Consider the following 12,394-nt stretch of genomic DNA (forward strand, 5'->3'; position numbering starts at 1 on the left):
TCCGGTTCGCTTACACAAGCGGCTTCTGTCCTAATTCATCCTTTATTCGGACTTGGGTTGGAGTATCCCTGTGGTTTTTGTCCTAATGAGACCCTGTTTCGGACTCGTTTTGTTCTGAGGGTATCGTCTCTGTCTGAATAAACCTTAAATTTACTTAACCATTCCTCGACCATCTACCTTCCAAACATCCATCACACGACCATTCTCGTGTACCACATATTCGTCAAACTGGTTAACCACCGTACATGCATGATTTGGAATAATTTGCACTTTATCATTTAGCTTTAATGTTGTCTCCTGTAACAAATCCCCAACTCCATGTTCCTCCGACAGGCGTTCAATGACGATTTCTGGGTGTCCCATTACATGTCCAAAGCCAGTAACGGTCTGGTTTCCATGTGCTCCTTTGTCTAAGCAAAGTGATTTACTTCCTGTATCAAAAATGACGCGATCCTTGTAGACTCCCACTACTGAAGCAAGTAGTGTAAGGGCACAATTCTCAATTGATGTCACACCCAACCCAGCCTGAATAGCATCGTAAAACACAGCATTTCCAGGTCGAATTTCCGTCACGCCTGCTACTTTACCAGCCTTCTTATAGGTTGGTGTTGAACCGACACTACGAACAGGAATTCGGATACCCTCTTTTTCACACTGTTCCGCACTTTCGACAACGCTCAGGCCTTCGTGATGTCCAATCTTTTCAATCTCGTCCATTGTTTTCGCAGCATAGGAATGACCTGCGTGAGTAAAAATACCGCCAAGCTTTAACTTGGAGTGAGTCATGATCGCTTTCGCTAAGATGACCGCTTTCTTTCCTGGTTCCACTCCACAACGATTCAGTCCAGAATTTACTTTGATCCATACTTCAAGTGTAAAGGGAGTATGTTCTAGCTCTCTTTGCAAATACGATAATGCTACCTTATTATCGACAGCAATCTTTACTTGAACTCCTTGCTCGAGTAGCTTGACTAATCGTTTGATTTTATCAGGGCTAGAGATGGGATAAGCAATCAATATATCTTTGATTCCACCAGCAGCCATCACTTCAGCTTCACTGATTTTTGCTGTTGTAATCCCAACGGCACCCGCTTCCATCTGTAGCTGGGCAATTTTTATCGACTTATGTGTTTTAATATGTGGACGGTAAGCGATTCCTTGTTCTTTTGCAAAGGATGACATTTCGTTTATGTTTGTTAAAAGCTTTTGATAGTCAAGAAGCAATGAAGGTGTGTCTAACTTGTACAATGAATACACTCCTTTATATCGTATTTACATTCATTATACAAAAAGAAACTCCTCTTGAATGAATACAAGAAGAGTTCACTAGGTTATTTTTTATCCTTATCATTATCTCCATATAACTCCTCAGAAAACTCTGTAGCAAAATTCGATTGCAGCGTTCCACGGACTCGGTCGTCATGACCTTGTAGACCACTTCTACGACTCATGACCAAATACGTTAACGAGAAGAATACGACCATACTTATCCCAGTAAACAATCCCGCTGTTTGTCCGGGAATCAATGGCATACTAAGGAGCACAATGATTAAGCTGACCAAAGCAATCCACGAAGTATAAGGAAATCCTGGCATCTGACAAATGCCACCCGGTGGACAGCCATTTCTTTTCCTATAACGAATATGACTGGCCATAATCACGGCATAAGTGAAAATTAATGCAAATCCACCTGATGTGATTAATACCAGATAGGCTCTCGGAAACAAAAGACCGAATAATAAGCCGGCGAGCATCGCTAATCCAGAAAATATTATTCCCCGATAAGGAACGTCCGTATTGTCTTTTAATCTTTGTGGCGCATGACCTTCAATCACAAGGGAACGAATCATTCTTCCTAAACCAAATACGGCTGACAGCATGGCTGAGAGAATCGCCGAAATTAATACCAAGTTTAATGCCGTCCCTGCCCAACCAATCCCCCATCGAGTGAGTGATGCGACCATTGGACTGACATTTTCACTTAGAAGTGCTGTTGGGATAAGTGGCAGTAACACAAGCACGTATAACAGATACAGCCCTACCAAACACAACACTGTATTACGAATTGCTTTGGGAATGGTGTCTGTAGGGTTGTCTGCCTCGGTTGCAGCGAGCGCAATAATTTCAAATCCAGCGTATGTAAAAATAACCAACAGCATGCTCCCTGCAATTCCGCTGATTCCTCCTGGCATGAGGGGCTGTCGTGTCACCTCTCCTAATCCAATCGCTGTAGCCCCAGGAAATACTCCGAAAATCAACCCTAGGGCGGTAAGGATAAAAAAGATAATCGCGAACACTTTAATCGCCGATAACCCACTGGTAAGCTTCCCAATCTTGTCTACTCCTAATAAATTGATCAGCGTAATTCCGACGATGATCGATCCACCAAGCCATGCGATCGACACGTTCGGATACCAATTGCTAATAAGCATTGAGATCGCTGTTGCTTCACTAGACATCGAGAGAATCGTACCTGTCCAGTAGAGCCAGCCTACTACAAAACCCGTCCCATTTCCAAGCTCTCGTGCAGCAAACGTACTAAACGATCCAATCGTCGGACTTCCCACTGTCATTTCAGACAATGCATAAAGGATAAAATAAACAAGTGCTCCCCCTAATATAAACGATATCAAAATCGCAGGTCCTGCCGCATTAATGGCAACCGATGATCCGAGGAAAAAGGAACCCCCGATGACACTTCCTAACGCCATCATCGTCAGCTGCCAAGCAGACAACCCTCTTCGTTCTTTCTTCATTCACTTTTCACCCATTTTCTTCATGATGTACCGTTATTATTTACGCAAATGGTGAAAGGATACGTTTTTGAGTGAGATGTTAATTTTAAACAAAAAGTCATGATTCGACTTTCGAGTCAAAGTCTAAAAGATAATTGCAAAAAAGCTGACCTCAACTTCAGTCAGCTTTCTCCGATTTATGCAATTCCAATTCATCTCTCATTCGCTCTTCCTCTTCATCGACACTAATCCGGGCTATTTGTTCAATCAAATAGTGACTAACTTGGTCCATATCTTCTTGGCACTGAAACGGTTCTTTTTTAGTCAAGTTGGTTACACTCCTCTAATAACAGATACGGTTACGATTATTATCCTATGAAAGGTATGATTTTATTCCCTAAAGGAGATTCATACGTTAGTGTTTAGACGAAACATGAAGGTCCACATGAAACTTACTATATTAAGCTACCTGGGTAAGCAACGATCCATGTTAGATAAAAGACCGAATAACCATAAATAGACTAAGGGCTAAGCCAATCATCATGAGAAAAGAAAAAACAGCTAACTCTTTTATTTCTCTCTTTCTTAATAAATTTATAGCCTCCCATGCATAAAGTGAAACAAAAATGAGGAAAATCATGAGAATCTTAAGCATATTCCATTCCTTTTTGTTATTTGATTAAACCGATTCTTCTTATAAGAGCTTTTGAATTGATGGTTACCTCTATCTCAGCAAATACCTCTTCCCAATTATTTTTATATTTAGCATTCCACTCTTTTGGGTATCTTTGGTAAACTAAATGCCCAAAACCAAAAATATCTGAGTTATATTCCTTTTGTCCCTTATCAATGACCATTTGGACTTTATTCTTAATCTGAGTATTAATATCTTTTTGTATATCCTCGATTACCTTTGTATCAAATAGGTTCAACTGTGAGTCATTTTCTATGACAGTCAATTCTGAGATTATATGTACGTCCATTTTTAAGTCCTGGTTCTTTAAGATGGGAACGATTTTTACATCTGCTCTTGTAATTTCCATACTAATATTCCCACCACCTTTGTCCTTTGGCACGCTGGTTGTAATAACACCTTTTTCCATTTCATTTCGTAGCCATAAAAGACCCCGAGTTTCTTCTTCACTCATCCAGCCTATTAGCTTGTCTTGTTTAAAAATTGCAATTCCATTTATAGCCAGTGTTTTCTCTGATGTATTATTTCTATTAACTTCTAAGGGTTTTAAGGTAAGCTGCGGAGCAAAGGGCTCTATGCCATCCGTAAGAAGCATGTTCAAAAAATCCCTTACATAAATCTTTAGGCTTACACCGAGCTTTGCCAGTTCTTTAATTTCTTCAGCGGAAATACTTTCAAATTTCGGCATACTTTTGATGATGTTAAATGCCTTTCCTTTTGTAAACATAATAAAACTGTTGATTCGAGGTTCAGCATACCTTGTTTGGAAATCAATCACATGTGAAACACTTTTTTTGGCTAATTCCTCTCCAATGATTACGATCCTGCTTTGGGAAAAGAATATGGTTCTTGACAGCTTCCCTTGTATATTACTGAAAGCTTCCGAAATCGTTGAACCCGTCTCTGAAATGACAAAAGTACTTTTCTCACTAGATCCTCCTGTTGGTCCAGATGATCCTAATTTTGATGGGATGGCTACTTGAAGTGATAAGTGAATTTCATCACTTTCGGTAAGGTCTAATCCAATCGCTGTAACGATAGCAATATCGTTTATTTCTATACGATTCCAACAACCTGTAAGTAAAATAAGAGTCAGCATCCCTATCAAGAACATTCTAATTACTTTCATCTTTACCATCAATCCTTACAAACTAATATTTACGATTTCTAGTACCTAATCTCCTTAAATTCCTTTTCCCGGTTTGTTGTGACCGATCCTCCATTTTCCACCATGGGACTCGAATAAATATGTCTTTTAAATTGTTAAATTTTAATGGTGCTACAGGTGCCAGATAGGGAACACCAAACGATCGAAGTTGTACAAGATGAACCATTATAAAGAGGACTCCTAAAAGAATTCCATAAAATCCAAGCATAGCGGAAAAAAATATCATAAAAAACCGAAGGAGGCGAATGGCTCCTGTTAAGGCATAATTAGGAAACATAAATGAGGCAATCCCTGTTGTTGCAACCACAATAACTAATGGGGCGGATACAATTCCTGCCTCAACCGCAGCCTGGCCAATTACCAAAGCTCCAACAATACTAACTGTTGATCCAATCGGTTTTGGTAATCGTAACCCTGCTTCGCGCAGTGCTTCAAAGGTTATTTCCATTAATAAAGCTTCAACAACGGCTGGAAAGGGCACCTTTTCCCTTGAGGAAGCGACACTAAACAAAAGATTTGTTGGCAATAATTCTTGATGGAATGTTGTCACCGCAATATATATGGAGGGAAACAATAAAGCAATCACTAAGAATAAATACCTTATAAATCTTATAAACGATGTCATAATAAACCTTCCATAATAATCTTCAGGGGAATTCATCATTTCAAAAAAGGTAATAGGAACAATTAGTACAAAAGGGCTGTTGGCTACGATAATTCCGATTTTTCCTTCAAGAAGATTACCCACTACTCGATCTGGTCGCTCCGTCTGCAAGACCTGAGGGAACACGGAAAAAGGTTGGTCCTCAATAAACTCAACAATATAGCCACTGTCCTCAATGGAATCAATATCAATTCTTTTTAATCTGCTCCGAACCTCCTCTACAATTGAGGCTTGGGCGATATCTTCAAGATAGGTTATGGCCACTTCCGTTTTCGAGTGTGTTCCGATCTTCATGTATTCCATTTTTAGTTTTGTTGTTTTTAACCGTCTTCGAATCATACTTGCATTTGTTCGGATATTTTCCGTAAAACCTTCTCTTGGACCTAACACGACTGATTCAGACACTGGTTCGTCAACTGAGCGCTGCTCCCAGTACTGTTCACTGATGAAAAGTGCTTCTCCAAAGCCATTGACTAATAAAATCGTCCCGCCTGACAAAATTTGATCAATTACTTCCTGGAATGTTCCCCCATGAGATACTTGTGCTGAACTAATCACTGCTTTGATTTGGCCAATCGTTAGTTCAGAAGGCTTAAGTAATTCCCTGTTACAACTATTTAAAGGATTAATTACATGTAATTCCATTCTTTCTACGTTGACTAACCCATTAAGAAATAATATGACTGCAGAGTTTGATGAGCATATTTTAAGCTCCCGATAGGCAAAATCTTGGGCACCTTCAAAAAGCTGTTTGATATGATTAAAGTCTTTATCCAGGTTGCCTGATAATTTATCTTTTTCTATTGGCACTTGAATTTTGTCTTGAAGATCATTTTCAATTTTGGAAGTGAAGTTTTTTTTCCACCTTAACCTTCCCATGAACAGCACCACCCAGTTAATAAATGGACCTTTATGAGGATCTAATTTTGCCAATAAACGCGATGCAAAGAAGCACAATTGGCAAAACGATTTGTAAAAAAGTGAGGAAATATGGAACATAATAGTCAAATCCAATTTCCAAGTGTTTCTACATAACTAGATGCACTAATAAGCGATAAAGGCACGATAATAGTCCCAAGTCCAAGCAAGACAGAACGAGTTTGTTTTAAACGAAATAATTGAGAGATGCCAACCGCAGCTCCAAATAAAAACGCTCCTGCCTTAAAAAACACCCCTAAAACCATCATTAAAATAACAAGTGCATCAAAGCGTTCGAGGAAATCAGCAACAGATACCATTTGAGTTGCTGAAAGAAGTGTAAAAGCATCCAAGCTGTAAATTTCCGCCCCTACTACAGAGATCATCATAATGGAGTTAACGATTAATAGAAGACCTCCCAATATCATACTGGACATACCTACTTTTCTTATATGCTGCTTGTTGCTTAGAAAAGGAAAAAACATCATGATGACTATGGATTCCCCAAATGGAAAGTTTATTGAATTTGTAAATGTTTTTATTAGTAAAGGTTTTACACCCTCACCGAATATAGGAGTTAGATTTTTCACATTAAATTGATCTACAGTCAATAATAGAATCCAAAGTAAAAGCAAAGAAAAAATATAAACGGGAAATACGATTTCTACTAAACGTCCGAAGCTCTCAACACCCCCACGTAAGCAATAAATCAGTAACAACATAAAACTTCCTATGACAACAATGATTGGCGTTTCATTTAAAATGGTAGTAATAATGAGAGCGCCTAATTCCCTACACGCCCTGGCTGCAGAATAGGTAAAGTGTAAAATATATAAGAAGATGATGGGATAGGAAAGAAATTTTCCAATTATTTTCGGAAGCATCTGAACAAGTGTGTCACCTGGATAATAAATAGCTAATTTAGTATAAACAGCCATTAAGATTAACCCACCTATCATGCCAAGTGTGATAAAAATCCATGCATCCTGCTTCACATCTTGACCTAACCCTAAAATAATGGCTGTCCCAAGTATATATCCAGACATGATGTAAAAAAGTTGGACTCCACTTATTTTTTCAATATTCATACAAATTCTCCCTTAGAAAGGTTGGGGTAAAATTGGGTGGAAAATCCACTTTTGTATAGTATTTTCAATTAAGGACATGTTATACATAGGGGTGTCATTCTGTATTAATTGAAACCCTGGGGTTTATCAAGTGCCTAGTATTCCAGAATTTAGTGAAGTGTGGGAACTAAAGTGCTAGAGGAAATGCCTTCTTAAGCATCCTACTCCTTAAGCAAGAAATTGTTAATTGAATTAACAATGTTCTAAATGATGAACTTTTGATATTTTAATAGTTAGAACGGATAGAAATGGAGATTACATACAAGAGGTACAATATGAAAATTACAGTCATTTCGGACACACATATCCCTAAAAAGGCAAAATCACTCCCTAGTAGAGTCATTACAGAGCTAAAACAGTCCGACCTCCTAATCCATGCAGGAGACTGGCAAACGTTAGATGTTTATCATGAATGTTTACAATATGGAGAAGTTAGAGGAGTGTTTGGGAATGTAGACTCTGAGGAACTTCAAGAACTTCTTCCCGAAAAAATTGTAGTAGATAAAGAAGGTGTCCGAATTGGGGTCGTTCATGGTCACGGCAAACGCTGGACGACGGAGAGGCGTGCAATGGAAGCATTTGCAGATGATTCGGTGGATTGCATCATCTTTGGACATTCACACATTCCGGTTTTGAAGGAGATAAACGGTATCTTATTATTTAATCCTGGATCCTGCACGGATAAAAGGAGACAGCCGAAGCCTTCGTTCGGTATCATCACCGTGAATAATGGACTTCATGCGGAGCATGTATTTTTCGAGAAAGAATAAGCAAGGAGAAGATAATTTATGAAAATCTTCTCCCTGTGCTCTTTATTTATATAGTTTTAAATACCGTTCTAACTTCCGAATCACAAATTTTGCATCAGGACCGGACCCTCTCAAAGTTGCAGAAGCAAAGGAGCGTTGACCTTCTAACCCCACATAATAGAGACCAGGTACTGAAGTACTAACCCCACCTACGTGTATGGGTTCCCCTGTTGAATCTATTGCTCCCGTTTTTAAGTGAGAAAGATGATTTTTATATCCAGTGGCAAAAATGACCGTATCTACCTGCTCCTTCCTCCCATCTGGCCAAATGATCCCATCTCTATAAAAACTAGTAAACATGTTGACTTGGTCTGGTTTTCCTTTATCCATTTGTTCTTTATATGGTCCAAAATCCAGTACTGGTTTTGTTTTTGGTGCGGTTTTGCCCAATCTCCAAAAAGGAAATTGATCAAAACCTGATAGTTTCAGCCAAACGTGAATGTCCTGACCTAATACTTTTTGTTTTTGGAAACGAACGGGCTGACGTACAGCTAATGTTGTCTTACTAACTTTTGAAAGCTCGATGGCAATTTGCACAGCAGAATTTCCACTTCCAACAACAACAATTCTTTCATTAATAAAAGGTTCGGGATTTCGATATTGAGAGGAATGAAGCATACGTCCATTAAATAACTCCCTTCCCTTTATCACAGGGATATAAGGACTTCGAAAAGTGCCCGTAGCATTAACAATCGCTTTAGAATGATACGTCTCTCCAGTTCCGGTAACAACTGTAAATAGGTTATTGTTTTTCTCAACAGATAGGACCTGCTTATGAATATGAACGGGAAGTTGAAAATGTTGAGTATAATCTGTTAAGTATTGAATCACTTCATATTTACTAGGGTAATGATTGAGATCACCTGGGAACTTCATTCCAGGCAAGGATGAAAAGTTGGCTGGGGAGAACAATTGAAGACTGTCATAATAATTTGGCCAGGAACCTGCTGCAATGTTACTTGATTCGAGAATAATAAATTGATATCCCTTCTTGCGTAAGTAATACCCTGAAGACAGACCCGCCTGACCTCCTCCGATTACAATAACATCCCAAATTTCACGCATATTCATCCCTCTTTTATTTGTATTTTGCAAGTATTATATTAATGGATGTTTCACAAAAACGACTGGAGATAGGTCCTGCAAAATATCATATTTACTCATATTCTTTCCGTTAATCTGGAGTAGGCCAAACAGAAGCTTAAACAAGTATCTTCTCCATATTGCTTTACATTACCTTTAAAAAAGTTTTGAATGATAAACTCCTTCGCTTTATCAATTTCATAATTTCTTGATGAAATTACGAGGTGAAAATATGATTCGAAATATTCAACTGATAGAACACTAGAATGATTCACCGTCATCAACTTTACCACCTTTACCTAGTAATCTCTATTCCACTAACATTTACCAAGTTATGATATCATTAACTATAGAGTATTTAGTTGTAAATTACAAGTAATTTCTATGAAGAAAATATAATATTGACCACCCTACCTTCCAAACAAGGATGTAGAATAAATAAACACCGCTCCTCGATGGTTTAAGTTCAACGAGCAGCTCACTCACACTCTATTAGTTTACATAATAATATTATTGTATTCTTATATATTTTGAAGGCTTAAAAAAACTCCTCTACAATTGTCGTAGAAGAGTTTATCGATTGAATATATATGTTACTTCATGCAAATGTTCAAGACTGAAAACTTTTCTTTCTCCAAATCATGAAAGCTTTATATCTGTTCCCGAATCCTGATCCTTCGCTTTCCCTGTCTTTTTCAACTGAAAAAATACTTCCCGAATAGACGCAATGGCGATAAACAACATTCCTAGTCCGCACCAGATAAAAATAAGCCAATTAAAAAACTGATATACACCAAATGACATCTGTTAGTCTCCTTTTATAGGTTAATTTTATGTTCCGGTTGATAGTTTTTCAGCTTGTTAAAGTCATACTTTTTATTGGTAAATGGCAGGCTTACCAAGATTATGAGAAATGGTAAAAAGAGGGATAGCATATTTCCGACAAACCAATTCAGATCATCATTAGCGATCATAAAGTAGGCAGCTAACCCTGAAGCCAATCCAACGACAATGGAAAGCAACGAGACTTTCGGGTTTAGTCGACCAGACCACAATCCAATGATTAACGACGCGGTAGGAGCAGCAAATAAAATTCCACTAAAAATATCAATGGTTAATAGGGACACCCCATCTAAAAACAGAGAACAAATTCCAATGGTGATTCCTAAGGCAAAAATAATCCCTCGACCGAATGTGAGTTGTTGTTTTTCAGTCGCTTGCTTGTTTACGTATCTTTTATAAAAATCGATCGTCAACATCGCCTGAAGTCCGGCGAGACCATTTCCTCCCGTCGTTAGTCCAGCCATAAAGATCATGACAACGAAGATGATGGCCCCTCCGCTACCGAGAAAATAATCGAAAATATATGGAGCCGCTCCCGTCGATACACCGAGCTCTTCTGAGGAAACACCTAAATGATAGACACTTCCTCCAATCACATTTCCAAATATCATCGGAATTGGCAACCATGCGATAATAGTTCCGATGAGATACGCCCAAAACAATCCCTTTGAACTGGAAGCAGCAGCGGCGGTTGAATAATAGCCCTGGCTTAATACAACTTGACCCATGGCGATAACCACGGCTGATAATCCATACATCCAGCCTGCGGAGCCAAAAAAGTTCAGAGCATCCGGATTATGCTGCGGATGGCTCGTGTCGGTTGCAGCCCGTAGCATTCCTTCGTACATATTTTCTAATCCCACGCTCTTAATAATGAGAGGTATCGTGACAAAAATAACAATCATGATAATGAAAAATTGGAAGACAGAATTATAGATGGAGCCTTTTAGCCCAGACATGGCAATGAAGCTTGAGAAGAGGACCGCTGATAAAAAAGCAACGACTTTAAAATTTAGATGAAAGGTATATTCGAAGGCATACGCAATTCCTACCGCCTGCATGACACAAACATATAACACCAAGGCTATTCCGAACAATAAATACACATTGGCTAACTTTGTACCGAACCGCTCACGAATGAATTCAATAAACGTGGTGGTCTTTGGCATAATTTTTCGTAAACGTAACGCAATCGGGATAAAAATCATAAAAGGAACGACAGCACCCCAAGCATAGTTAAAGCCACCATTAATTCCAAACCACACCCCCGCTTCCGCAGAAGCCATAATCGTGCCTGTCCAGATCCAGGCCACACAAACACTGGCAGCAACGAGGCCAAACGGAACTCTTCGTCCCGCCGTTAGCAAATCATCGACATTTTGATTGCCATCCTTTTTATTAATGAAAAGGGTAATGGCCGTCATCATAACGGCAAAGAGAATAATTACGGAGTATCCCATGATTGGACTGTTCATACGATTGTTTCCCCCTTTCGATTCATGGTCGACTGGTACACACTTGGTCTCCGGTCCGCTAAATAACAGAACTGATTCCTAGCTGCTTGAATTTGAGAAAAATCTACTTCGACATAATATTGATTTTCCTCTCCGTCACCTAAAACCAATAATTCTCCAAATGGACTGGCCGCTGCACTTTGTCCAAAAAAGTGGGTTGTCTCCTCCACTCCAATGCGGTTGGTTGTGGCGACAAATACCTGATTTTCGGCTGCGCGACTTTGTATATAAGTCTTTTGCAAATGCTCCAGGGGAGTCATATTTGCCGTTGGTGCCAAAATGAGTTCTGCCCCTCTTTCTGCTAGAATTCGAGCGGTTTCCGGAAACTCGGTATCATAACAAATCATGACCCCAATCGTACCAAAAGATGTATTCCAGACCGGAAACTCCTGACCTGCAGAAAAATACTTCTCTTCTTCGTCCCATAAATGGACCTTTTGATATGTACCTACTACCTCGCCACTCTGATCAATGATGACGGCTGAATTAAACACCTCCTCCTGTACTTTTTCAGGAAAACCAGCAATCATCATTAGGTTGTATTCACGGGCCCAGTCTTTTAATTGGCAGATACTTTCCCCATTGATGTGTTCCGCGAGTTCTCTTGTCTTTTCCCGAGTGAAATAGCCCGTTAACACGAGTTCTGGAAATAAAATAAGCTGGCAATTCTGCTGGGATGCCATCTGAATATGGTGAAGCATCATTTCGAGGTTTTTCGATTTGTCATGTAGTACAGGCTTTAATTGTGCTAAAGCTACTTTCATAGACTTCCCACCTTCATTTAATATTTTGATTAATCTGACTTTTCTTGATGTAATTATATCCTCTGGTGCTGTGAT

Annotated in this window: 12 protein-coding genes; 1 reads left to right on the forward strand and 11 read right to left on the reverse strand. The window is 39.1% G+C overall.

Features of this window, described 5'->3' with window-relative positions:
• Positions 1-150: 150 nt before the first annotated feature.
• From ACGLXV_RS12275 to ACGLXV_RS12300, 6 genes are all read right to left on the reverse strand, one after another.
• The gene (locus ACGLXV_RS12275; protein WP_391558823.1) at positions 151-1,248 is read right to left on the reverse strand and encodes a D-TA family PLP-dependent enzyme; all 1,098 of its coding nucleotides are present in this window, start codon (positions 1,246-1,248) and stop codon (positions 151-153) included.
• Positions 1,249-1,331: 83 nt separating this feature from the next.
• Positions 1,332-2,756 (reverse strand): amino acid permease, encoded by a 1,425-nt coding sequence (locus ACGLXV_RS12280; protein ID WP_391558824.1) that lies wholly within the window; start codon positions 2,754-2,756, stop codon positions 1,332-1,334.
• Between the two features lie 157 nt (positions 2,757-2,913).
• Positions 2,914-3,063, reverse strand: coding sequence for a hypothetical protein (locus ACGLXV_RS12285; RefSeq protein ID WP_391558825.1), 150 nt, complete (start codon positions 3,061-3,063; stop codon positions 2,914-2,916).
• Positions 3,064-3,406: 343 nt separating this feature from the next.
• Positions 3,407-4,558, reverse strand: coding sequence for a Ger(x)C family spore germination protein (locus ACGLXV_RS12290; RefSeq protein WP_391558826.1), 1,152 nt, complete (start codon positions 4,556-4,558; stop codon positions 3,407-3,409).
• Between the two features lie 22 nt (positions 4,559-4,580).
• Positions 4,581-6,140, reverse strand: a complete 1,560-nt coding sequence (locus ACGLXV_RS12295; RefSeq protein ID WP_391558827.1) for a spore germination protein — start codon at positions 6,138-6,140, stop codon at positions 4,581-4,583.
• A 125-nt stretch (positions 6,141-6,265) separates the two neighbouring features.
• Complete coding sequence (locus ACGLXV_RS12300) at positions 6,266-7,267, reverse strand: GerAB/ArcD/ProY family transporter (RefSeq protein ID WP_391558828.1); 1,002 nt, start codon at positions 7,265-7,267, stop codon at positions 6,266-6,268.
• 314 nt (positions 7,268-7,581) lie between these two features.
• Here ACGLXV_RS12300 and ACGLXV_RS12305 point away from each other — a divergent pair, with 314 nt between their 5' ends.
• The gene (locus ACGLXV_RS12305) at positions 7,582-8,076 is read left to right on the forward strand and encodes a metallophosphoesterase family protein (protein WP_391558829.1); all 495 of its coding nucleotides are present in this window, start codon (positions 7,582-7,584) and stop codon (positions 8,074-8,076) included.
• A 42-nt stretch (positions 8,077-8,118) separates the two neighbouring features.
• On the opposite strand, the gene ACGLXV_RS12310 is transcribed toward ACGLXV_RS12305, so the two are convergent.
• The 5 genes from ACGLXV_RS12310 to ACGLXV_RS12330 all read right to left on the reverse strand — a co-directional run bounded on the left by ACGLXV_RS12310 (position 8,119) and on the right by ACGLXV_RS12330 (position 12,319).
• Complete coding sequence (locus tag ACGLXV_RS12310) at positions 8,119-9,180, reverse strand: flavin-containing monooxygenase (protein WP_391558830.1); 1,062 nt, start codon at positions 9,178-9,180, stop codon at positions 8,119-8,121.
• 95 nt (positions 9,181-9,275) lie between these two features.
• Positions 9,276-9,479 carry a hypothetical protein gene (locus ACGLXV_RS12315; protein WP_391558831.1) on the reverse strand — a complete coding sequence of 68 codons (204 nt, stop codon included), beginning with the start codon at positions 9,477-9,479 and terminating at the stop codon, positions 9,276-9,278.
• Positions 9,480-9,837: 358 nt separating this feature from the next.
• Complete coding sequence (locus ACGLXV_RS12320; protein ID WP_162927754.1) at positions 9,838-10,002, reverse strand: hypothetical protein; 165 nt, start codon at positions 10,000-10,002, stop codon at positions 9,838-9,840.
• A 14-nt stretch (positions 10,003-10,016) separates the two neighbouring features.
• The gene (locus ACGLXV_RS12325) at positions 10,017-11,516 is read right to left on the reverse strand and encodes a sodium:solute symporter family transporter (RefSeq protein WP_391558832.1); all 1,500 of its coding nucleotides are present in this window, start codon (positions 11,514-11,516) and stop codon (positions 10,017-10,019) included.
• Positions 11,513-12,319, reverse strand: a complete 807-nt coding sequence (locus ACGLXV_RS12330) for a carbon-nitrogen hydrolase family protein (protein WP_391558833.1) — start codon at positions 12,317-12,319, stop codon at positions 11,513-11,515. The genes ACGLXV_RS12325 and ACGLXV_RS12330 overlap by 4 nt, the downstream gene beginning before the upstream one ends.
• Positions 12,320-12,394 lie beyond the last annotated feature (75 nt).

This window comes from Robertmurraya sp. (assembly GCF_036676585.1).
GTDB lineage: Bacteria > Bacillota > Bacilli > Bacillales > Cytobacillaceae > Robertmurraya_A.